Source organism: Ectopseudomonas khazarica (assembly GCF_004521985.1).
Taxonomy (GTDB): Bacteria; Pseudomonadota; Gammaproteobacteria; order Pseudomonadales; family Pseudomonadaceae; genus Aquipseudomonas; species Aquipseudomonas khazarica.
This window is the reverse complement of sequence record NZ_SBHZ01000002.1, coordinates 93,119-115,422: the sequence shown is the minus strand read 5'-3', so window position 1 is coordinate 115,422 and position 22,304 is coordinate 93,119. Positions and strand designations below refer to the sequence as shown.

The window sequence follows — 22,304 nt, the reverse complement described above, 5'->3', positions numbered from 1 at the left end:
AACTCGTGACCAGGATTCTAAATAGGGTCACGCGGCAAATCATTCTTTGGGCTGATTTCCCTGTACAGGCACCGTTCTAGAGTCGCTGGATACCAAACCCTAGCGTGCCTCAAGGTGACTTCATGCTGCAGACTCGACTGATCCCTCCCGCTGAAAACGCTCACGCCTATCCGCTGCTGATCAAGCGCCTGCTGCTGTCCGGCAGCCGCTACGAGAAAACCCGCGAGATCGTCTATCGCGACAAGCTGCGCTACAGCTACGCGACCTTCAACGAGCGGGTCGCGCGTCTGGCCAACGTGCTCAGCGAGGCAGGGGTCAAGCCCGGTGACACCGTGGCGGTGATGGACTGGGACAGCCACCGTTACCTGGAGTGCATGTTCGCCATCCCCATGCTCGGCGCGGTGCTGCACACCATCAATATCCGCCTGTCGCCGGACCAGATCCTCTACACCATGAACCATGCCGAAGACCGCTTCGTGCTGGTCAACAGCGAATTCGTCGCCCTCTACAACGGCATTGCCGGGCAGCTGACCACCGTCGAGAAGACCTTGCTGCTGACCGATGGCGATGAGCGCAGTGCCGAGCTGCCAGGGCTCGTCGGCGAGTACGAAAGCCTGCTGTCCGCCGCCTGCCCCCGCTACGACTTCGCCGACTTCGACGAGAACTCGGTGGCCACGACCTTCTACACCACCGGCACCACCGGCAACCCCAAGGGGGTGTACTTCACCCACCGCCAACTGGTGCTGCACACCCTGTCCATGGCCGCCACCATGGGGGGGCTGGACAGCATTCGCCTGCTGGGCAATGACGACGTCTACATGCCGATCACGCCGATGTTCCACGTGCATGCCTGGGGTGTGCCCTACGTGGCGACCATGCTCGGGGTCAAGCAGGTGTACCCCGGCCGCTACGAGCCGGACATGCTCTGCCGCCTGATCAAGGAGGAGAAGGTCAGCTTCTCCCACTGCGTGCCGACCATCCTGCAGATGGTGCTGGGCGCACCGGGGGCGCAAGGGCATGACTTCGGTGGCATGAAGATGATCATCGGTGGCAGTGCGCTCAACCGTTCGCTGTACGAGGCGGCCAAGGCGCGCGGCATCCAGCTGACGGCCGCCTATGGCATGTCGGAGACCTGTCCGCTGATCTCTTGCGCCTACCTCAACGAGGAGCTGCGTGCGGGCAGCGAGGATGAGCGCACGGCGTACCGCATCAAGGCCGGTATCCCGGTGCCGCTGGTGGAAGCCGCGATCATGGACGATGAGGGCAAGCTGTTGCCGAGCGACGGCGAGGCGCAGGGTGAGCTGGTGCTGCGTGCGCCGTGGCTGACCCAGGGGTACTTCCGCGAACCGGAGAAAGGCGAGGAGCTCTGGGCCCACGGCTGGCTGCACACGGGGGATGTGGCGACCATCGATGGCATGGGTTTCATCGAGATTCGCGACCGCATCAAGGACGTGATCAAGACCGGTGGCGAGTGGATTTCCTCGCTCGAACTGGAAGACCTGATCAGTCGTCACGCTGCCGTGCGCGAAGTGGCGGTGGTGGGCGTGCCCGATCCGCAGTGGGGCGAGCGGCCGTTCGCCCTGCTGGTGGTGCGTGACGGCGAGGCGCTGGATGCCAAGGGGCTGAAGGAGCACCTCAAGCCTTTCGTCGAGCAGGGGCACATCAACAAGTGGGCCATTCCTTCGCAGATCGCCCTTGTTACCGAAATTCCCAAGACCAGCGTCGGCAAACTGGACAAGAAGCGTATTCGCGTCGAAATCGCCCAGTGGCAGGAGGCGGGCAGCGCATTTCTCTCCACGTTGTGAGCGGCGCACTGGCTGGGCGGTGAAAGTGACCGCCCGGTCAAACAAGCGTTTGGCTTGCTAATTGCTGTTTCGCGTCCATGCTTGGCTAGGCGCAGGACGTGAAACCTGCGAGCCAGAGTGCCTGGGGACTGCAAATCACACTTTCGAGGGATCAAGCAGTAGTACCCGCTGGCTATAGTCCAAGCATCCATAACAAAAAACACATGGAGTAGCGTCGATGACAACAAGAACAAAACCCTACTGGCGTTTGGCGAAACTTCCGCTGGCCGTCAGCCTCGCTTCCACCCTTGCCGCTCCGGCATTCGGCGTCACTTTCAATATCGGTGAGATCGAAGGTCAGTTCGATTCGTCGCTGTCTGTGGGTGCCAGCTGGTCCGTACGCGGAGCCGACAAGGACCTGATCGGCGTGAACAACGGTGGTGATGGCCTGTCCCAGACCACCGACGACAGTCATCTCAACTTCAAGAAAGGCGAGACCTTCTCGAAGATCTTCAAAGGTATCCATGATCTCGAACTGAAGTACGGAGACACCGGGGTATTCGTTCGAGGCAAGTACTGGTACGACTTCGAGCTGAAGGACGAGAGCCGCCTGTTCAAGGACATCGACGACAGCAACCGGAAAACCGCCGCGCAGGCCTCCGGTGCCGAAATCCTCGACGCATTCATCTATCACAACTACACGATCGGTAACCAGCCGGGTTCGGTGCGCCTGGGTAAGCAGGTGGTGAGCTGGGGTGAAAGTACCTTCATCCAGAACAGCATCAACTCCATCAACCCGATTGATGCGGCTGCATTCCGCCGTCCTGGCGCGGAAATCAAGGAAGGCCTGATTCCGGTCAACATGTTCTACGTGTCGCAAAGCCTGACCGACAACTTGTCGGCTGAGCTTTTCTACCAACTGGAATGGGATCAGACGGTCGTCGACAACTGCGGCACCTTCTTTGCCCAGCCAGACATCATTGCCGATGGTTGCGACAACAATCTGCGAGTACTGAGCAACAACCTGGCAGCCGGCGCGTCGGTCAACAACGCACTGACCAATCTTCTTGGACGCCCGGACCTGGTGATCGACCAGAACTCCGAGGGCGTGCTGGTTCGACGCAGCGGTGATAGAGACGCTCGTGACAGCGGTCAGTGGGGCGCGGCCTTCCGCTATTTCGCTGAGGAGCTGGATACCGAATTCGGCCTCTACTTCATGAATTACCACAGCCGCACGCCGGCGTTCAGCGCCGCCGCCCCGGGTGCTGACGTTTATGCCACCGCAGGGCTTACAGGTGCGGCGGCACCGCTGGTGGTGGCCGGTAACTCCACCTACTTCCTCGAGTACCCGGAAGATATCCGCCTTTATGGCCTGAGTTTCTCGACCACTCTGCCTACCGGTACTGCCTGGAGCGGTGAAATCAGCTACCGACCCAATGCGCCTGTTCTGCTGAACACTACCGATATCCTGTTTGCGGGTGTTCGTCCGCTCGGGGTCTCCATCTTCCCCAATGCGTCCCTGATCGACGGGCAGCCTGGTGATGAGGTCAATGGCTACCGCCGTAAAGAAATCACCCAGTTCCAGACCACCTTCACTCACTTCTTCGATCAGGTAATGGGCGCAAGCCGCCTGACTCTGGTCGGTGAGATCGGTGTGGTGCACGTCGGAGGCTTGGAGAACTCAAATGACCTGCGTTATGGCCGTGACCCGGTATTTGGCCCAGGTCCTCTGCCTGCAACTGGGCCTGTCAATACCTGCCGTGCGCTGAACACCAGCACCCTGGGCAGCGCCAGTGCCGAGAATGTCAGCAAGTACTGTGAAGATGACGGCTTTGTAACCAGCACCTCCTGGGGATACCGTGCGCGCGCAATCTGGGACTATCCGGACGTTTTCGCCGGTGTGAACCTCAAGCCCAGTGTTTCCTGGTCGCATGACGTGAACGGCTACGGTCCTAATGGCCTGTTCAATGAGGGGGCTAAAGCCGTCAGCCTGGGGCTGGATGCCGAGTACCAGAATATGTACACGGCCAGTCTGTCCTATACCGATTTCTTCGGTGGCAAATACAACACTGCAATTGACCGTGACTTCGTTGCGCTCAGCTTCGGCGTGAACTTCTAAGCGGCCAGGAATTTCGAGGAATGAAGATGCAAACGAAAACAACAAAAAAACTGTGGCAAAGCGGCATCCTGACCCTGTCTCTGCTGGCCACCAGCGTGATGGCGGCGGTGTCGCCGGACGAGGCGGCGAAGCTGGGTAACACGCTGACCCCGGTTGGCGCCGAGATGGCCGGTAATGCCGATGGCTCGATTCCGGCCTGGACCGGCGGCCTGCCGGCCAATGCCGGCACCGTCGACGGCAAGGGCTTCCTGTCCGACCCGTTCGCCAACGAGCAGCCGCTGTTCACCATCACCGCGCAGAACGTCGACCAGTACAAGGACAAGCTGACGCCTGGCCAGCTGGCCATGTTCAAGCGCTACCCCGACAGCTACAAGATGCCGGTCTACCCGAGCCATCGTTCGGCGAGCCTGCCACCAGCGGTGATCGAGGCGGCCAAGCAGAATGCGGTCAACACCAAGATGGTCGAGGGTGGCAACGGCCTGGAGAACTTCCAGACCGCCAACCCCTTCCCGATTCCGCAGAACGGCCTGGAAGCGATCTGGAACCACATCACCCGCTACCGCGGTGGCAGCGTGCGCCGTCTGGTCACTCAGGCGACCCCGCAGGCCAGCGGTTCCTACTCGCTGGTCTACTTCCAGGACGAGTTCACCTTCCGTGACGCGCTGACCGACTTCGACCCGAGCAAGGAAAGCAACGTCCTGTTCTACTTCAAGCAGCGCGTGACCGCTCCGTCGCGCCTGGCGGGTAACGTGCTGCTGGTGCACGAAACCCTCAACCAGGTGAAGGAGCCGCGTCTGGCGTGGCTGTACAACGCCGGTCAGCGTCGTGTGCGGCGTGCCCCGCAGGTGTCCTACGATGGTCCGGGGACTGCGGCTGACGGCCTGCGTACCTCCGACAACTTCGACATGTACAACGGCGCGCCGGACCGTTACGACTGGAAGCTCGAAGGCAAGAAGGAGATCTACATCCCCTACAACGCCTACAAGCTGGACTCGCCGAGCCTGAAGTACGAAGACATCATCAAGGCTGGCCACATCAACCAGGACCTGACTCGCTACGAGCTGCACCGCGTATGGCATGTGACCGCGACCCTCAAGCAGGGTGAGCGCCACATCTATGCCAAGCGCGACTTCTACCTCGACGAGGATACCTGGCAAGCGGCGCTGATCGACCACTACGACGGTCGTGGCACCCTGTGGCGCGTAGCCGAGGCGCATGCCCAGTACTACTACGACAAGCAAGTGCCGTGGTACACGCTGGAAGCGCTGTACGACCTGCTGTCCGGTCGCTACCTGGCCCTGGGTATGAAGAACGAGGAGAAACAGGCCTACGACTTCAACTACAAGGCCTCCAGCAGCGACTACACGCCAGCGGCCCTGCGCCAGGCGGGCGTTCGCTGATAGTTGCACGCACCACGAAAAAGCCGGCCTTGTGCCGGCTTTTTCGTTACGGACTGTAGCAAGCGCTTCTAAAGGCCACTGCAAGTCGCTAGGCTGAGCTCAGATCGAGCCCCAGACAGAAGACTTCCAAGAATCGGCCGATGACAGACCTTTCCCGCTCCCCAGCCTTCCCCTATGCACCGGCTACGCCGGCGGAGGCGCGTTTCTATCGGCCACCGCTGCCGGCCGGGCACATGCCCAGGCCCAGGCTGTGCGAGCGCCTCGAGGAAGGACTGCAAGGACGCCTCCTGCTGGTCAGCGCGCCTGCCGGCTTTGGCAAGAGCTCGCTGGCGATCGAATTCTGCGAACGCCTGCCGAATCACTGGCGCAGCCTCTGGCTGGGCCTGAGCGAGCGGGATCGTGATCCCGGGCGCTTCCTCGAACGGCTGTTGCAAGGCCTGCAGCAGTCGTACCCGGGCCTTGGCGAGGACGCCCTTGGCCTGCTGAAAATGCGCCAGCGCCATCAGCCCTTCGCCTTCGAACAGTGGCTCGACGGCCTGCTCGATGAACTGACTCGGCAACTGGACGATGGCCAGCCGCTGCTGCTGGTGCTGGACGATTATCACCTGGCGCAAGGGCCGGTTCTCGATCGCTGCCTGCAGTTCTTCCTCAATCACCTGCCGCCCGGTGTGCTGCTGCTGGTCACCAGTCGTCAGCGACCCGACTGGCACCTGGCGCGCCTGCGCCTGTCGCGGCAGTTGCTCGAACTCAACGAGCAGGATCTGCGCCTCACCGCAGCGGAGCTGGATGCATTGCTGGCGAGCCAGGGCACGCGCCTGGAGCGGCAGCAGGTGGCCGGTATCCTGCAGCGCAGCGAGGGCTGGATCGCCGGCCTGCGCCTCTGGCTGCTGGCTTCCGAGGAGCTGGGGGCGGGAGCCTGTCTGCAGCTGCACGGCGGTGAGGGGCTGATCCGCGAATACCTGCTCGAAGAGGTGATCGAGCGCCAGCCCGCCGAGGTGCAGCAGTTCCTTTACGACACCGCGTGCCTCGAGCGCTTCTGCGCCGATCTGTGCGATGCGGTGCGCGACAGCCACGACAGCGCTGCGATCATCCGCCAGTTGCAGGCCAATCAGGTCTTCCTGGTGCCGCTCGACGAGCAGGGCAACTGGTTTCGTTACCACCACCTGTTCTCCGACCTGCTCAATGCGCGTGCCGCGGATGGCTCGAATGCTTCGCGTGGCGGTGCGCATCTGCGTGCCTGCCGCTGGTTCGCCGCGCAGGGCATGCTGGACTCTGCCATCGAGCAGGCCCTGGTGGCCGGTCAGGCTGATGTGGCGGCCAGCCTGGTGCAGAACCTCTCGGAAGAGAAGATGCTCGCCGAGCAGAACGTCGCCATGCTGCTGCGCTGGAAAACCAACCTGCCGGACGACCTGCTGGCCAGTACCCCACGACTGATCATGCTCTATGGCTGGGCCCTGGCGCTGGCCTGTCAGCTGGATGCGGCGCAGGAGTTGCTCGAGCAGCTCGGGCGATTCCTGCCCGCTGCCGATGCGGCCAGCCAGTGCAGCCTGCTGGCGCAGTGGCAGGCCCTCGATGGCGTGATCGCCCGTGGCCGTGGCGATGGGGCACGGGCCGAGCGGCAGTGCAGCGAAGCCCAGGCCTGTCTGCCTGGCGAACGCTACGGTCCGCATTTCCTGTGCCTGTCGGCGCTGTCCAACCTGGCCATGGTGCATGGCGACCTGTGGCGTGCGCGGGGACTGAATCGCGATGCGCTGGAGCTGGCGCAGCGTATCGGCAACCCGTTGTTCGAGGCCCTCGCGCATTACGAGCGTGCCCGCGTACTGCAGGCCCGTGGTGAGGTGTTGCGAGCGCAGGACGAAGTGCATCAGGGCTTGCTGCTGGTGCAGCGGCTGCCGACCCAGCGCAGCTATTCCGTGCGTGCGCGGCTGACCCTGTACGAGGGCTATCTGCTCAGCCTGCGTCTGGATGCCCGGGCGGCCGAGCATCTACGTGCGGGCATCGCCGAGGCCCGTGCCTGTCGTGATGTCGGCGTGCTGATCGGCTATTGCGTGCTGGCCTGCCTGGAAGGGCGCGAGGAGCGTCCTGCCGAGGCATTTGCCCTGCTCGGCGAGGCCGAGCGTCTGATGCATGTCTGGGATGTGCCTGCGATCTACTACCTGGCGATGATCACGCTGATCAAGTGTGAGCTGTGGCTGCGTCAGGGCCAGGTCGAACTGGCCGCAGCCTGGCTGCCACAGCTTGCGGAAACCTACGGCGATCAGGGGCGGGCGTTGGCGCCGGAGTTCCACCCGCAGCTCGCCATGCACATCGACCTGCAGCACGCCGCGCTGGAGCGTCTGCAGGGCGCCGTGGACAACGCCGAGCGGCGCTTGCGAGCGTTGCCGCAGCGTGCCCAGGGGCTGGGCGGGCAACTGGTTGGTCTGATGGCGCAGGCGCAGCTGGCGCAACTGTTGAAGCAGACCGGGCGTGAGCGCGAGGCGCAGCAACAGCTAGATAGCTGCCTGGATGCCGCTCAGGGCGGGGCGTTGCTGCCGTTCGTCGAGCTACTGCAGCATCAGCCGCACTGGTTGCGCGAGCGCTTGCTGGCGCGTCCGCCCAGCCCGCTGTGTGACGAGTTGCTGGCCCAGTTGCCGGTGGCGGCGCAGTTCGTCGTCGAGCCCGAGCTGGAGCAGGAGCCGTTGGCGGAAAAGCTCAGCAGCCGCGAGCTGGCCGTGCTGCAGCTGATCGCGCGTGGTTGCTCGAACCAGGAAATCAGCGAGCGGCTGTTCATCTCCCTGCACACCGTCAAGACGCACGCCCGCCACATCAACAGCAAGCTCGGGGTCGAGCGGCGTACCCAGGCGGTCGCCCGCGCCAAGGGCCTTGGCCTACTGCACTGAGTCCGGCGCCGACAGGTCCAGGCTGGGCGCCTTCTTCGCCGGTTTTGCCGGTTGCGCCAGCTGGGTCTGCACGTCCTGGTGGATCATCTGCAGGACCGGTAGCAAGGTGCTCATGTCCTGCCGCACCTGCGGGTAGCGATGCCCGCTGGCCAGGCCTTCGAGGCGGGCCAGCAGTTGTGCCTGCACCTCGACCGGCAGATGCACGAACAGCTCGGGTAGCTGCTGGCTCAGCTCGGCGCTGTAGAGCAACAGCTCGTCGCGGCCGAAGGCCTGGGTCAGCTCCAGGTAGTCCAGGGCGCTGCCGCCGAGCATGGCCGCTGCGGCCTTGGTTTCCTGCAGGCCCTGCAGGCGCACCGGGTTGCTTTGCTCGCCCTGCGACAGGGTCATCCAGAACTCGGTGGTGAGGGTGAAGAGAATGGCCTGCTGGCGCAGCGAGTAGGTCATCAGCCCCAGCGCTTCGGCGGCGTAGGGTTGTTGCCGGGCGCGGAAGTCGAAGTACAGGCGCATCAGCTCCTTGAGTTCGAACAGCACCTCGCGTGCCTCGTTCTGGCGCAGCTCCAGGGGCGCGTAGATGTTCAGCTGCGGGCGAAAATTCTCCGGGGAAACCATGCGCTGGTAGATCGGCCCGGTGAATTCGCCACTGCGACGCGGCAAGGCATTGGCCTGCGTCCCGTCGATCTTCTCCAGCGCCTCGCGCAGTTGCCGGTAGTCGCCACTGCGCCAGGGGGTGTGGATATCCGGGATGCGCTGGCCGAGGTAGAACAGCTCGGCCGCCGTAACCGGCGACAACCAGACCAGCAAAAGGATGGCCAGCGGCCAGGACAGGCGACGTGCTAGGGTCGGGGACACATTCGATTTCCGCGGTTGAAGGCGGCTCCAGAGTACTCAGCTGGCGCGGTCACGTCACCCGCGCCTTGGTTGGGACGGGGCATGGACGAGTTGGCCGGGCACGGTGCGATACGGGCGGTATTCGAGGACCTGGGCGGTTACGGCGCGCTAGCCTCGCAACAGGGCGAAGGCGGCGAGGGGCCGCTGGTCGGCCATCTGCAACGTACCAACATCCAGCTGGCGGCCATCGGTGTGTTCGCCCGCAAGGGGGTGGAGCAGGCGACGGTCAACGACCTGCTGGACGCTGCGCAGGTGTCGCGTCGAACCTTCTACAAGTACTTCGCCAACAAGGCACAGGTGCTCGAAGGCATCTACCAGACTTCGGTGCAGCTGTTGCTCGCGCGTTTTCGCGAGATGCAGCAGGTCGCCGGGAGCCCGCAGGAGTGGTTGCGGGCGATGGTCGGGCGCTTCTTCGACTATCACCTGGCGGTCGGGCCGATCATTCGCCTGATGCAGGAGGAAGCCTTGCGTGCGCAGTCGCCGCTGGCGGTCCATCGCCAGCGAGCGCACCAGGAGATGCTGCGGCTGCTGGTCGAGCGTCTGGAGCCCGAGCTCGCACCGCGCGATCCGCTGGTTTACCAGGCGCTGATCTGGGCGCTCGAGGCGGCCTCCCTCGACCTGCTCGGGCGCAACGCCAGCCGCGTGGAGATCGAGCAGGCCAAGACCGTCCTGGGGGATCTGCTGATCGCGTCGCTATGCCCATGCTGAGCGGGAACAGTCCCAAGGTTGGGCACTAACGCAGCGCGACTCATGCTCTGATGCACGTTACCTACAACAAGATCGAGGTACCGTGCATGACCGCCAACAGCCTGTCCCTGCAACCGCCGCTCGCTGCCGGTTTCGCCCGCCTGGGCTTCGGCGCCTTGCCCCTGGAGCGCCTCAAGGAGCGTTACGGCAATGCGCAGCAGGGCTCACGCTACATCGAACTCGACGGCTTCAACATCCATTACCGGGACGAGGGCAGTCGTGGCAAGCCGGTGCTGGTGATGATCCATGGCGTGGTCGCCTCGCTGCATACCTGGGACGCCTGGGTGCAGGCATTCGCGCCCGACTACCGCATCATCCGCTTCGACGTGCCGGGCTTCGGTCTGACCGGGCCCGCACGTGATGGCCGCTACTCGGCCGAGCGCATGATCCACGTGCTGGGCCTGTTGCTCGATTACTTGCAGGTGGAGAAGGCCGATATCGCCGGCAACTCCCTGGGCGGCTACATCGCCTGGAACTTCGCCCTGGTCCAGCCGCAGCGTGTGGGCAAGCTGGTGCTCATCGATCCGGCCGGCTACCCCATGCGCAAGGTGCCCTGGATGATTGCCGCCGCGGCGTTGCCTGGCGCCACCCTGGCCATGCCGATGTGGATGCCGCGCGCGCTGATCGCCCAGGGCATCAAGGAGGTCTATGGCGAGCCGGGGCGTATCAAGCCCGGTGTGGTCGATCGCTACTACGACCTGTCACGCAGGCCGGGCAATCGCCGCGGCATGATGGATATCTTCCGTGTGCTGCTGAAGGTCAACAAGGAGGAGCTGCACGCGACGCCCGAGCGGGTCGCGCAGATCCAGGCACCGACCTTGCTGATGTGGGGCGAACGCGACCGCTGGATTTCGCCCCGTCACGTGCCGCTGTGGCAGCGTGATCTGCCGGGGATCGAGGTCAAGGTCTATGCCGGCGTCGGGCATATCCCCATGGAGGAAATTCCCGAGCAGAGCGCCGCCGATGCGATGAGGTTCCTCAAGGGCTGAGCGCGCACTGGACATGAAAAAGCCCGGCCAGAGCCGGGCTTTTTCACGCATCACTTGGCTGCGGCAGCGCCTCAGGCGGCACTGGCCTGCTGCGGGCTGCCGTCGAACTCTTCGCGGGTGGCGTGCAGCAGGTCGAGATTGTCATGCTCCCAGGGGTGGAAACCGTCCTTGAAGAAGTCCAGATAGGTGCCGATCAACGGGCGGAAAACACCTTCCTTGCCCCACATCCAGCGGATGCCGTCGCGCCATACGCGCCAGTTCCACAGCAGGCCGTCGACCTTGAGCATGTGCGCCAGGCCACGGGTGGTATCGAGCACGAAGAAGAAGGTGCCCATGAGCATTGCCCGTCGCAGCAGCTTGCGACTGCCACACACCTGGTTGTAGACGTCGAAGGCCACGGCCTTGTGCTCGGTCTCCTCCAGCGCATGCCAGCGCCAGAGACGGGCCAGGGTCGGATGCGCGTCGGCCATCTGCACGTCGTTTCTCAGCAGGCCGTCGGCCATGATTGCGGTGATGTGTTCCAGTGCGGCGGTCGCCGCCAGTTGCCGCTGCGGCGAGAACTTCTTCTGCGTGTAGCGGATGCGCGCGCGGGCACGCTTCTCGATGCGCTCGACGTTGTAACCCAGGTCACGCAGGCGCTGGCTGTACTCGAGGTGCTCGCGGCTGTGATGGCCCTCCTGGCCGATGAAGCCGCGAATCTGCTCCTTGAGCACCGGGTCGTCGATGCGGTCGCGGAAGTGGCGCACCGAATCGATGAAGAAGCGTTCGCCGTCGGGAAACAACACCGACATGGCATCGAACAGGTGGGTCTTGAAGGCGTCGCCGCCGTTCCAGTGGCGCGGCAGCGGGTTGGGCAGATCGAAGTCCATGTGTCTGGGGCGAATCTGCAATCCTTCCGGTGTGGTGCTGGCCATGAGGGCTCCATTGCGCTGTTTGACTGGCGTCCACTATGAGCGCCATGCGCGGCTCGTCACAGGTTCGTAACAGCCAAGGTGACAGTCATATCTGGCCAGTGCGTTTTTCCAGCAGAAAGTTAGGGGGGCAGTGCGGCCGCGAACAGCGATGTGCTGGGTTAAGGTCTGCGTTCAGGACGGTCATTTACGGCCAGTCGCCGGAACAACCCCTCGATGAAGCACGCCCTCAACCTCACCGCCGAACTGGTGCCCGTGGCCTACGCCGAGGCATTGCTGGCGCTGGCCGAAGAACTGGGCCAGGCACGCGCCGAGCTGTTCGCCGCCGCACGGGTCCGCCCCGAAGTACTGGGCAGCCCCAATGGCCGCCTGTCCTTCCTCGATTTCCACCTGCTCACCCAGGCCGCACTGGAGCGCTGTGGAGAACCGGCGCTCGGCCTGGTGCTGGGGCAGCGGCTCAACGTTTCCACCCATGGCATCCTCGGCTATGCCGTGCTGTCCAGCGCGGATCTGGGCAAGGCGCTGCAGTTCGCCTTGAAGTATTACCGCGTGCTGGGCCTGGCCTTCGACCTCGAGCTGGTGGAGCAGGGCGATGCCATGGAACTGCGTGCGGTCGAGTCGTTCCCCATGGGGCCGCAGTCGCGTTTTGCCGCCGAGGGGCTGCTGACCAGCATCCACACCATCGCGCGTTTTCTCCTGGGCGAAGCGCTGCAGGGCCTTGCGGTCGGCTTCGCCCATGCCGCACCGGACTATGCCGGGCGTTATGCCGAGGTGTTCGGCGTCGCTGCGCAGTTCGAGCAGCCCTGCCACTGGCTGCGTCTGCCCCGGCACTACCTGCAGCGCCCGATGGCGCTGGCCAACCCGGCCACGGTGCAGATGTGCGAGCAGCAGTGCGAGGCGCTGCTGGCCAGCCTCGATGTGCAGGATGGCCTGCTCACGCGCGTGCGCCGGTTGTTGCTCGCTCGCCCTGGCGACTTTCCCGATCTGGACAGCGCGGCAAGCGCCCTGCACACCAGCGGCCGCAGCCTGCGCCGGCACCTGGCGCAGATGGGCACCAGCTATCAGCAGGTGCTGGATGACGTGCGCAGGCGCCTGGCCCTGCAGTACCTGACCACCACGCACCTGCCGCTGTATGAAATCGCGCAGCTGCTGGGCTTCAGTGACCCGTCCAACTTCCGTCGTGCATTCCGCAAGTGGACCGGTAAACTGCCCGTCGACTACCGCAACGAGGCCCCCTGATGAGCACCGCCGAACGCCCAGCCCTGATCCGCGAAACCTTTCCCGTCGGCCCGCTGCAGTGCAACTGCACCATCATCGGTGATCCGCTGACGAAGAAGGCCATCGTGGTCGATCCGGGCGGCAACCCCGATCTGATCATGGCGCGCCTGGATGTCCACGGGCTCAAGGTCGTGAGCATCATCCACACCCATGCCCACCTCGATCACTTCCTCGCATCCGGGCAGATGAAGGAGAAGACCGGAGCGACGCTGCACCTGCACAAGGAGGATCAGTTCCTCTGGGACAACCTGGAGATGCAGTGCAGCATGTTCGGCGTGCCCTACACGCCGGTGCCGGCGCCGGACCAGTGGCTGGATGACGACGAGGAGCTGGCCTGCGGCTGTGGCGTGGCCCTGCATACACCCGGGCACACGCCCGGCTCGATGAGCTTCTGGTTCGAGGAGGCCAAGTTGCTGATCGCGGGGGACACGCTGTTCCGCCGGGGCATCGGCCGTACCGACCTGTGGGGCGGTGACTACGCCACCATCGAGCGCTCGATCAAACAGCGCCTGTATCGTCTGGATGAAGAGGCCACGGTGGTGACCGGCCATGGTCCCGACACACGACTGGGCGACGAGATGCGCGAGAACCCCTTTATTCGCGCCTGACGGGGCACTAATCGAGCGAATACCGATCAAAAGGCCATCATCCCCCGTTCATGGAGATGCCTTCATGTTCCGCTCGACACTGATTGCCCTGTGTTCCTCCGCGCTGCTGCTGGGCGGCTGCGCTTCGCAGAATCCCTATGACCAGAGCGCCCCCAGCTCCAACCGGGCCGCCACCTATGGCGGTATCGGGGCGCTTGCGGGCGCCGCGGCCGGCGCCTTGATCAACCACGACAACCGAGGCAAGGGTGCGCTGATCGGCGCTGCCGTCGCCGGTGCCGCTGCGGCGGGCTACGGCTACTACGCCGACAAGCAGGAAGAAGAGCTGCGCCGCAGCATGCAGGGCACTGGTGTGGAGGTGCAGCGCCAGGGCGACGTGATCCAGCTGGTCATGCCCGGCAACATCACCTTCGCTACCGACTCGGCACAGATATCCAGCAGCTTCTATCAGCCGCTGAACAACCTGGCCAACTCGTTTCGCCAGTACAACCAGAACAGTATCGAGATCGTCGGCCACACCGACAGCACGGGTTCGCACGCCTACAACATGGACCTGTCGCAGCGCCGGGCGCAGAGCGTCGCGGACTACCTGCTGGCGCAGGGCGTCGATCCGGGTCGCCTGAGCACCCGGGGCATGGGACCGGACCAACCGCTGGCAAGCAATACCACGGCCGAGGGCCGGGCGCAGAACCGGCGTGTCGAAGTGACCCTGCGGCCGCTGCCGGGCGTGCAGTGACTCCTGCGCAACGACTGGCCGGATTGGCCCTGTGTCGCAGTTCTGGCATGCGCCGGCTGCTAAGCTAGGGTTGAACTTCGCGGCCCTCGAGGCGCTCGAAGACTGCGGCATGTCTGCCCGATACCAGAAGAAATCTCAAAGGAAACCTTATGAAAACTAGGCGTAATCTGATCGCAGCCACTGCGCTCATGGCCATGTTGGCTGGCTGCACCACCAATCCCTACACCGGTGAGCAGCAGGCTGGTAAAGCCGGTATCTATGGCGGTGTCGGCGCGGTGACCGGCGCGGTGATCGGTGCGGCGACCTCGAGCAAGAAGGATCGTGCCAAGGGCGCGCTGATCGGTGCAGCCGTCGGTGGCGCGGCCGGCGGTGGCTACGGCTACTACGTCGACACCCAGGAAGCCAAGCTGCGCCAGACCCTGCAGGGCACCGGCGTGCAGGTCCAGCGCAACGGCGACGATCTGAAGCTGATCATGCCGGGTAACATCACCTTCGCCAGCAATTCCGCCGACATCTCCAGCGGCTTCTACCCGACGCTCAACTCGCTGGTGCTGGTGTTCAAGGAGTTCGACAAGAACGGGGTGAACATCGTCGGCCACACCGACAGCACCGGTTCCCAGGAACTGAACCAGAGCCTGTCGCAGCGTCGCGCGCAGAGCGTGGCCAACTACCTGACGGCCAACGGCGTGCCGGGCCAGCGCATCTCCGCTTACGGCGCCGGCCCGAGCCAGCCGATCGCGAGCAACGCCAGCGAGGCGGGGCGTGCGCAGAACCGCCGTGTCGAGATCAACCTGCGCCCGCTCTGAGGCGCCGCCAGGCTGACGAAAGCCCCCGTTCCGGGGGCTTTTTTGTGGCCGCGGCTGCAGAGCGTTCGCCGCCGGGCTGGCGCCATCTTCGCGTTTTCTGACCGCCTGTCGTATCTCCCCTGGCAAAAGGCCAGTCATTCAAAACCTGACTAGAATGCTTTTTATGGTTCTGTAAAACCCACGGACAGCTCGGCTGTCGGTGTTGGTTCTGGATGACCGAAGGAGTGTGAATGGACGACAGAGCTGTCAAGCGGCCGCCATGGCCCTGGACACCGTTGTTGGTGGCGCTTGGCCTCATGTTGGGGCTGAGTGGCCTGATCTTCTGGCAGTGGAACACCCTGCAGGAGCGTGCGCGGGAGGAGAGCCAGAGGGGCTTCCAGCAGGAGGCCCAGGACATCGGCCAGCGTGTGCTGGCGCGCATGCAGGCCTACGAGATGGTGCTGCGGGGTATCGCAGGCCTGATGATCGGCAGTGACCAGGTCACGCTCGCGGAGTGGGAGCGAGCGGTGGACCAGCTGCAGCTGCAGGACCGCTATCCAGGCATCCAGGCTGTCGCCTGGTCACGCTACCTGACGCCCGAGCAACTGGCTGACTTCGCCGCTGAGGTGAAGGGCGACGGCCGCTTCGATTACCAGATCTTCCCGAGTGGCGATCGCGAGCACTATCTGCCGATCGACTACGTCAGCCCGCTGGATTGGCGCAACAGGCGCGTGCTCGGCTACGACATGCTCAGCGAGACGGTTCGTCGCACGGCGGTCGAGCGCAGTGTCGATACCGGTGAGGCGAGCCTGAGCGGGCCGCTGGTGCTGCGTCAGGAGGTGGATGTCAACGTCCAGTCCGGCGTGCTGCTCTATCTGCCCGTGTATCGTCCGGGCGTGCCGGTCAACTCCGCCGAACAGCGCCGGGCCGCCTTGCTGGGACTCGTCCACGGTGCGTTTCGCAGCCACGACCTCATCGAGGGGATTCTCGGACGGCAGACGCGGCTGTTCGACATCCAGCTCAAGGACCCCCGGGCCACCGATCTGCAGCTGCTCAGCCAGGAGGTCGGCGTCAACGACTGGTCGCCGCTGTTCAGCTATCAGCAGGAGCTGTCGTTGTATGGCCGTACCTGGCAGCTGGAGGTATTCGGCACGCCGGAGTACGAGCGCAGCCTGATCGATCGAACCGGCACACTGGGGCTCTGGGCGGGTCTGGTCGCCGCTCTGATGCTGTCGCTGCTGTTCGGCGGCTTCCTCTATCAGCGTGAACGCAAGCTGAACATCAGCGAGATGGCAGGGCAGGCCCTGCAGGAGCGCGAGGAACGCTTCCGCCTGCTGGTCGAGCGCCTGCCGGTCGCCACGCTGCTCTGCGACGCCGAGGGGCGGATCGAGATGGCCAACCGCAGCGCCGCGGAGCTGTTCGACTGCCCGCTGAACGCGCTGCCTGGCGAATCGGTGCTGCGCATGCTGGCCAATATCGAATCGCCCAAGGACCTGCAGCAACAGCTGGCCGAGAGCGACGAACGCACGGTGCGTACCCTGCGTGGCGAGTCGATTCCGGTCAGCATCAGCCTGAACCCGTTGCACGAGGGCAGCAGCTACCTGATCAACCTGGTCGATCTGCGTGCGCGCAAGGTGGCGGAGGAGCGCTTCCGTCTGGTGGTGGAGGCATCGCCCAACGCCATCCTGCTGGTCGACGGGCTCGGTCGTATCGCCATGGTCAACCGCCAGACCGAGCTGCTGTTCGGCTACGAGCGGCAGATGCTGCTGGGTGAGCCGGTCGAGATGCTGTTGCCGGCGGCACAGCGCGGTAGCCATGTGGCTATGCGCCGTGGCTACCAGGCTATGCCCGAGCAACGGCGCATGGGCGGTAATCGCGAGCTGTTCGGCCTGCATCGCGAGGGGCGGATGATCCCCCTGGAGGTGGGCCTTTCGCCCATTCGCAGTGGCGACGAGAGCCTGGTGCAGGCGGTGATCATCGACATCAGCGAGCGCAAGGCCGCCGAACAGAAACTGCGCGAGCAGGCCGAGCAACTGCTGCTGGCCAACCGCTACAAGTCCGAGTTCCTCGCCAACATGTCGCATGAGCTGCGCACGCCGCTCAACAGCATTCTGATCCTCAGCGACCAGTTGCGGCAGAACCTGGCGGGCAACCTGACGGAGAAACAGAGCAAGCATGCCGACATCGTGCACCGTGCCGGCAGCGACCTGTTGCAGCTGATCAACGATGTGCTCGACCTGGCCAAGGTCGAATCCGGGCGCATGCAGCTCAAGCTCGAGCCGATCAACATGCAGGACGTGCTGGTGGAACTGGATGCCAGCCTGCGGCCGATGGCCGAACTCAAGGGCCTGCGTCTGCATACGCAGCTCGACGCCGGTGTGCCGCGCGTGATCCATACCGACCGCGTGCGCCTGCACCAGATCCTGCGCAACCTGCTGTCCAACGCGTTGAAGTTCACCGACCACGGCGAGGTCACCCTGACCGTCAGCAGCGAGGGACGCCAGGACGACGAGCGCGAGCTGCTGTGCTTCAGCGTGCGGGACAGCGGGATCGGCATCGATCCGGCGCAGCACGAGCAGATCTTCCAGGCCTTCCAGCAGATCGACGGTTCCACCAGCCGCCGTTTCGGCGGTACCGGCCTGGGGCTGGCGATCACCCGCCAGCTGGTCCTGGCGCTGGATGGCGATATCAGCCTGCAGAGCGCGCCGGGGCAGGGTTCCACCTTCACCGTCAGGTTGCCGGTGCAGGTCGCGCCGATGAATGTCGAGGCGCCTGTCGAGGGGCCGCAACGCGCCGGCGAGGGGCCGCCGTTGCTGATCGTCGAGGATGACGCCAATTTCGCCGCAGTGATCGCCGAGGAAGCCCATTCCCACGGCTTCTCCAGCGTCCACTGCCGCACCGGCCTGCAGGCGCTGGGGGTGCTGCAGCAGGAGTCGTTCAATGCGGTGATCCTCGACATCCTCCTGCCGGATCTCAGTGGCTGGCAGCTGTTCCGGCGGCTGCGTGCCCAGCCGACGCATCGTCATACACCGGTACACATCATCTCCTGCGTACCGCAGCCGGCGGGCTGGAACGACGACGGCACGCGCTACCTGGTCAAGCCGATCGGCACCGATGAGCTGGAGCAGGTCTTCATCGAACTGCAGCATGGTGCGGCGCAGGAGACCGCGCTGTTGCTGGTCGAGGACGTGGAGGTGGAGCGCGAGCACTACCGTGAGCAACTGACCGCGCTGGGGTTCAAGGTCTGCGCGTGCGCCGACGGCGAGCAGGCGCGCCTGGCGTATGCGCAGGGGCAGTTCTGCGCGCTGGTGATCGACCTGGACCTGCCCGACCAGGACGGCTTCGCCCTGCTCGACAGCCTCAACCAGATGCGCTCGCTGCAGGGGACGCGCATCGTCATCAATACCGGGGTGGACGTGACCCAGCAGACCCTGCAGCGCCTGCGCCGCTACAGTGCCGTGGTGGTGCGCAAGCATGGCGACGATACCCAGGCGCTGTGCCAGGCGGTGCAGGGCTTCCTGGGCGACGTGCGCGCGCCGCAGCAGGCCGAGCCACAGGCCGGCAGCCTGCAGGGGCGACGCATTCTGCTGGTCGATGACGACGTGCGTAACGTCTACGCGCTGACCGCACTGCTCGACGAGGCCGGGTTACAGGTCAGCTCGGCCACCGATGGGGTCGAGGCCATCGCCAGCTACCAGCGTGAGCCCTTCGACCTGATCCTGATGGACATGGCGATGCCCAACATGGATGGCTATACCGCGACACGCCTGCTCAAGCAGGAACATGGCTGCGTGATCCCGATCATCGCCCTCACCGCGCACGCCATGAAGGGCGATCGCGAGAAGTGCATCACCGCGGGCGCCGACGACTACATGGCCAAGCCGGTCAAGCGCGATGAGCTGCTGGCCATGCTGGAGCACTGGCTGGGCATGTCAGCCGTGCCATCGACCGGCAATGATCTACCCTGATCTCAGGAGCAACTGATGCAAGGGCGAAGGATAGAGGAGTAGTGATGGCCCAGGCGCAGAGCAAGACCGCTGCCATACCCGCCAAACAGACGCTGCTGGTGGTGGACGACCGTATAGAGAACCTCGAGGCCATGCAGGCGCTGCTCGAGGATGGCGAGTGGCAGCTGCGCTGTGCCAAGTCGGGCGAGGAGGCCCTGCGCTATCTGCTCGAGGACGATGTCGGCCTGGTCCTGCTGGATGTGCAGATGCCGGGCATGGACGGCTTCGAAGTCGCCCGCCTGATGCGCGGCAATCCGCGCACCCGGCTGACGCCGATCATCTTCGTCTCGGCCATCGCCCAGACCCATGAAGCGGTGCTGCGCGGGTACAGCACCGGTGCCGTGGACTTCGTCCTCAAACCCTTCGATCCCAGCGTGTTGCGGCACAAGATCGAGAGCCTGCTGGAGCACGAAAGCAACCGTATGGAGCTGCAACAGCTGTCGCTGCAGCTCGACCGTGCTCGCGCCTTCAATGCGTCGGTCCTGGCCAATGCCGCCGAAGGCATCCTGGTGGTCGGGGAAGACGGGCGCATCCAGTTCGCCAACCCGGCCATGGCGCAGATGCTCGGCGGCGAGGTGGGGGACCTGGAGGGCGTCGACCTGCTGTCGTTTCTCAAGAATCCTGCCTGCGAGGGCGGCTGGCAGCAGTCCGAGTTCTATCTGCACTTCAAGCGCGAGGCGACCTACCGCGTGCACGAGGCGATGATGCGCACGCTCGATGGCGGTTGCCTGCCGGTGGCGCTGTCCTGTTCGCCGCTGCCCAGGCTGCAACGGGCCATGGTGGTCATTGCCCTGGACATGTCGGTGGTGCGCAATCTTCACGCACAGCTGGAATCGCAGGCGGTGACCGACTCCCTGACCGGCCTGCTCAATCGGCGCGGTTTTCACCAGGCCCTGGAGTCGTCGCTGGCGCGCATCGAGCGCAGTGGCCAGCGGCTTGCGGTGCTCTATCTGGATCTGGACGGCTTCAAGCGCATCAACGATTCGCTCGGCCATGATGTCGGCGACCAGTTGCTGCGCCGGGTCGGCGAGCAGCTCAAGGCCTGCCTGCGGCCATACGACAGCCTGGCACGCATCGGTGGCGACGAGTTCACCGCGTTGCTGGACAACCTCGGCCACCCGGAAGACGCCGCGCGGGTGGCGGAGAAACTGATCGAGCTGGTGTCGGTGCGCCACACCCTCGACGGTGTCGATGTCACCCTGGGCGCCAGCGTCGGCATCGCCTGCTTCCCCGAATGCGGGCAGAACGTCGAGGGCCTGCTGCGTTCCGCCGACATGGCGATGTACGAGGCCAAGCGTGCCGGGCGCCAGCAGTACCGCTTCTTCTCGCCAGAGATGAACGGCCGTGCGCGCTCTCGGCTGATGCTCGAGGAAAGCCTGCGCCATGCCATCGAGAACGACGATTTCGTGCTGGTCTACCAGCCGCAGTTCGAACTGGCGAGCGGACGTCTGCGCGGCTTCGAGGCCTTGCTGCGCTGGCAGCATCGGGTTGCCGGAACGGTGGCGCCCAACGTGTTCATCCCCTTGCTGGAGGAAACGCGGCTGATCAATCGCCTGGGCGAGTGGATCTTCCGGGAAGGGGCCAGGCAGCTGGCGATCTTCAAGCGCCAGTTCGGCGAGGACATGGTGCTGAGCCTGAATGTCAGCCCGGTGCAGTTCGGCATGCCGCAGCTGGTCACCGACCTGCAGCGTGTCCTCGACTCCCATGGCCTCAAGCCCAGCCAGCTGGAGGTCGAGGTGACCGAGAGCGCCCTGATGCAGGACCTGGAGCTGACCCAGGCGCAGCTGCGTCACCTGCGGGAACTGGGAGTGAAGATCGCCATCGACGATTTCGGCACCGGCTACTCGTCGCTGGCCTATCTGCGCCACTTCGAACTGGATACGCTGAAGATCGACCGCCTGTTCATCGCCAACATGCTCGATTCACCGCGCGATGCCGCGGTGGTCAGCACCATCATCGATCTCGGCCGCCATCTGGGCCTGGAGGTGATTGCCGAAGGGGTCGAGACCCAGGCCCAGCGCGAGTGGCTGGTGCAGCATCACTGCAACTTCATGCAGGGCTTTCTGGTGGCGCCGGGGGTGCCGGCCGGCACTGCCTTGCGGGTGCCGGCCCAGCTGGACTGGAGTACGTTGCCGCTGCCGCGCGAGGACTGATCCCGGCAGCGTCGCTCAGGCCTGCTGGTGCAGGCTGGCGAGCTCCGCGTCCTTCTCTTCCCACAGACGGTTGACCCACTGCTGGAAGGCCCGGCGGTAGTCCTCGTCCTGGTCGTAGTTGCGGCCGATGAATTCACGCGGGATGTCGACCTGCCGGAAACGCACCTGGACGGCGTCCAGGCGACCGCAGAGCAGGTCCCAGAAGCCCGGCACGCCGTGCGGGTAGTGAATGGTGACGTTGACGATGGCGTGCAGTTGCTCGCCCATGGCATCCAGCACGAAGGCGATGCCGCCAGCCTTGGGCTTGAGCAGATGCCTGAACGGCGATTGCTGCTGGGCGTGCTTGGCCGGGGTCAGGCGGGTGCCTTCGAGGAAGTTGAACACCGCCACCGGGTTGGTCTTGTAGCGGGCGCATGCCTTGCGAGTGGTGGCCAGGTCCTGGCCGCGTTTCTCCGGGTACTTGGCCAGGTACTCCTTGCTGAAGCGCTTCATGAACGGAAACTCCAGCGCCCACCAGCACAGGCCGATCACCGGGACCCAGATCAGCTCCTGCTTGAGGAAGAACTTCAGCAGCGGCATGCGCCGGTTGAGCAGGTACTGCAGCACGAGGATGTCGACCCAGCTCTGGTGGTTGCTGGTCACTAGGTAGGAGTGCCGGGTATCGAAGCGCTCCAGGCCCTGGACGTTCCATTCGATGGTGCCGACCAGGCGCATCCAGAACTTGTTGACGCCGATCCAGCTTTCCGCGATGCCGTGCATGACGAAGCGCAGCGCGCGCTGGATGGGGGCGAACGGCAGCAGCAGTTTCAGCAGGGCGACGATGAACAGCGGCCAGCACCAGAACAGCGTGTTGAGTGCCAACAGCAGCCCGGCGATCAGGCCGCGCAGTGGCGCAGGGAGAAAGTGCAGCATCGGGCGAACGCCTCCGTAGGCAGGCTGCACGCCCGGCGGGCAGCCTGAGAATGGGGCTTTCGCTGAGCCCCGTTGCGGTTGAAAGAGCTGCGGCATTGCGTGCGGCGAGCT

Annotated in this window: 15 protein-coding genes; 12 read left to right on the top strand and 3 right to left on the bottom strand. The window is 64.6% G+C overall.

Annotation, left to right across the window (positions count from 1 at the left end):
* Positions 1-122: 122 nt before the first annotated feature.
* From EPK82_RS02320 to EPK82_RS02305, 4 genes are all read left to right on the top strand, one after another.
* The gene (locus tag EPK82_RS02320) at positions 123-1,805 is read left to right on the top strand and encodes a fatty acid--CoA ligase (protein WP_134675668.1); all 1,683 of its coding nucleotides are present in this window, start codon (positions 123-125) and stop codon (positions 1,803-1,805) included.
* A gap of 217 nt (positions 1,806-2,022) precedes the next feature.
* Positions 2,023-3,903, top strand: coding sequence for a DUF1302 domain-containing protein (locus EPK82_RS02315; RefSeq protein ID WP_134675667.1), 1,881 nt, complete (start codon positions 2,023-2,025; stop codon positions 3,901-3,903).
* Between the two features lie 26 nt (positions 3,904-3,929).
* Entirely contained in the window at positions 3,930-5,303 is a 1,374-nt protein-coding gene (locus EPK82_RS02310) for a DUF1329 domain-containing protein (RefSeq protein WP_061241609.1), read from the top strand.
* Between the two features lie 140 nt (positions 5,304-5,443).
* Positions 5,444-8,182 (top strand): LuxR C-terminal-related transcriptional regulator, encoded by a 2,739-nt coding sequence (locus tag EPK82_RS02305; RefSeq protein ID WP_134675666.1) that lies wholly within the window; start codon positions 5,444-5,446, stop codon positions 8,180-8,182.
* Here the strand turns inward: EPK82_RS02305 and EPK82_RS02300 are convergent.
* Positions 8,171-9,031, bottom strand: coding sequence for a hypothetical protein (locus EPK82_RS02300; RefSeq protein WP_134675665.1), 861 nt, complete (start codon positions 9,029-9,031; stop codon positions 8,171-8,173). The genes EPK82_RS02305 and EPK82_RS02300 overlap by 12 nt on opposite strands.
* A gap of 81 nt (positions 9,032-9,112) precedes the next feature.
* Between EPK82_RS02300 and EPK82_RS02295 the strand changes: the two genes are divergently transcribed.
* Together EPK82_RS02295 and EPK82_RS02290 are read left to right on the top strand one after the other, a co-directional pair.
* Positions 9,113-9,778: a TetR/AcrR family transcriptional regulator gene (locus tag EPK82_RS02295; RefSeq protein WP_037050912.1), complete on the top strand. Its 666-nt coding sequence runs from the start codon at positions 9,113-9,115 to the stop codon at positions 9,776-9,778.
* An 86-nt stretch (positions 9,779-9,864) separates the two neighbouring features.
* Positions 9,865-10,806, top strand: a complete 942-nt coding sequence (locus tag EPK82_RS02290; RefSeq protein WP_134675664.1) for an alpha/beta fold hydrolase — start codon at positions 9,865-9,867, stop codon at positions 10,804-10,806.
* Between the two features lie 71 nt (positions 10,807-10,877).
* On the opposite strand, the gene EPK82_RS02285 is transcribed toward EPK82_RS02290, so the two are convergent.
* Entirely contained in the window at positions 10,878-11,720 is an 843-nt protein-coding gene (locus tag EPK82_RS02285) for a metal-dependent hydrolase (protein ID WP_134675663.1), read from the bottom strand.
* Positions 11,721-11,933: 213 nt separating this feature from the next.
* On the opposite strand from EPK82_RS02285, the gene EPK82_RS02280 reads away from it, so the two are divergent.
* The 6 genes from EPK82_RS02280 (at position 11,934) to EPK82_RS02255 (ending at position 21,281) form a co-directional block, all read left to right on the top strand.
* Positions 11,934-12,956 carry an AraC family transcriptional regulator gene (locus EPK82_RS02280; protein ID WP_134675662.1) on the top strand — a complete coding sequence of 341 codons (1,023 nt, stop codon included), beginning with the start codon at positions 11,934-11,936 and terminating at the stop codon, positions 12,954-12,956.
* Complete coding sequence (locus tag EPK82_RS02275; RefSeq protein ID WP_134675661.1) at positions 12,956-13,603, top strand: MBL fold metallo-hydrolase; 648 nt, start codon at positions 12,956-12,958, stop codon at positions 13,601-13,603. Before EPK82_RS02280 ends, EPK82_RS02275 begins: the two co-directional genes overlap by 1 nt.
* Positions 13,604-13,667: 64 nt before the next feature.
* On the top strand, positions 13,668-14,336 hold the full coding sequence (locus EPK82_RS02270) for an OmpA family protein (RefSeq protein ID WP_134675660.1): 669 nt from the start codon (positions 13,668-13,670) through the stop codon (positions 14,334-14,336).
* A gap of 149 nt (positions 14,337-14,485) precedes the next feature.
* Positions 14,486-15,142, top strand: a complete 657-nt coding sequence (locus EPK82_RS02265; RefSeq protein ID WP_037050901.1) for an OmpA family protein — start codon at positions 14,486-14,488, stop codon at positions 15,140-15,142.
* A 230-nt stretch (positions 15,143-15,372) separates the two neighbouring features.
* Positions 15,373-19,089: a response regulator gene (locus tag EPK82_RS02260; protein ID WP_134675659.1), complete on the top strand. Its 3,717-nt coding sequence runs from the start codon at positions 15,373-15,375 to the stop codon at positions 19,087-19,089.
* Between the two features lie 44 nt (positions 19,090-19,133).
* On the top strand, positions 19,134-21,281 hold the full coding sequence (locus EPK82_RS02255; RefSeq protein ID WP_037050898.1) for a putative bifunctional diguanylate cyclase/phosphodiesterase: 2,148 nt from the start codon (positions 19,134-19,136) through the stop codon (positions 21,279-21,281).
* A gap of 15 nt (positions 21,282-21,296) precedes the next feature.
* Here EPK82_RS02255 and EPK82_RS02250 read toward each other — a convergent pair whose 3' ends face one another.
* Positions 21,297-22,193, bottom strand: a complete 897-nt coding sequence (locus EPK82_RS02250) for an acyltransferase (protein WP_037050896.1) — start codon at positions 22,191-22,193, stop codon at positions 21,297-21,299.
* Positions 22,194-22,304 lie beyond the last annotated feature (111 nt).

Bases quoted from the DNA above. Each gene is read 5' to 3' on its own strand.
- EPK82_RS02295 (WP_037050912.1), top strand. From the start codon at position 9,113: ATGGACGAGTTGGCCGGGCACGGTGCGATACGGGCGGTATTCGAGGAC.
- EPK82_RS02260 (WP_134675659.1), top strand. From the start codon at position 15,373: ATGGACGACAGAGCTGTCAAGCGGCCGCCATGGCCCTGGACACCGTTG.
- EPK82_RS02290 (WP_134675664.1), top strand. From the start codon at position 9,865: ATGACCGCCAACAGCCTGTCCCTGCAACCGCCGCTCGCTGCCGGTTTC.
- EPK82_RS02255 (WP_037050898.1), top strand. From the start codon at position 19,134: ATGGCCCAGGCGCAGAGCAAGACCGCTGCCATACCCGCCAAACAGACG.
- EPK82_RS02315 (WP_134675667.1), top strand. From the start codon at position 2,023: ATGACAACAAGAACAAAACCCTACTGGCGTTTGGCGAAACTTCCGCTG.
- EPK82_RS02305 (WP_134675666.1), top strand. From the start codon at position 5,444: ATGACAGACCTTTCCCGCTCCCCAGCCTTCCCCTATGCACCGGCTACG.
- EPK82_RS02250 (WP_037050896.1), bottom strand. From the start codon at position 22,193: ATGCTGCACTTTCTCCCTGCGCCACTGCGCGGCCTGATCGCCGGGCTG.
- EPK82_RS02270 (WP_134675660.1), top strand. From the start codon at position 13,668: ATGTTCCGCTCGACACTGATTGCCCTGTGTTCCTCCGCGCTGCTGCTG.
- EPK82_RS02275 (WP_134675661.1), top strand. From the start codon at position 12,956: ATGAGCACCGCCGAACGCCCAGCCCTGATCCGCGAAACCTTTCCCGTC.
- EPK82_RS02285 (WP_134675663.1), bottom strand. From the start codon at position 11,720: ATGGCCAGCACCACACCGGAAGGATTGCAGATTCGCCCCAGACACATG.
- EPK82_RS02310 (WP_061241609.1), top strand. From the start codon at position 3,930: ATGCAAACGAAAACAACAAAAAAACTGTGGCAAAGCGGCATCCTGACC.
- EPK82_RS02280 (WP_134675662.1), top strand. From the start codon at position 11,934: ATGAAGCACGCCCTCAACCTCACCGCCGAACTGGTGCCCGTGGCCTAC.
- EPK82_RS02265 (WP_037050901.1), top strand. From the start codon at position 14,486: ATGAAAACTAGGCGTAATCTGATCGCAGCCACTGCGCTCATGGCCATG.
- EPK82_RS02320 (WP_134675668.1), top strand. From the start codon at position 123: ATGCTGCAGACTCGACTGATCCCTCCCGCTGAAAACGCTCACGCCTAT.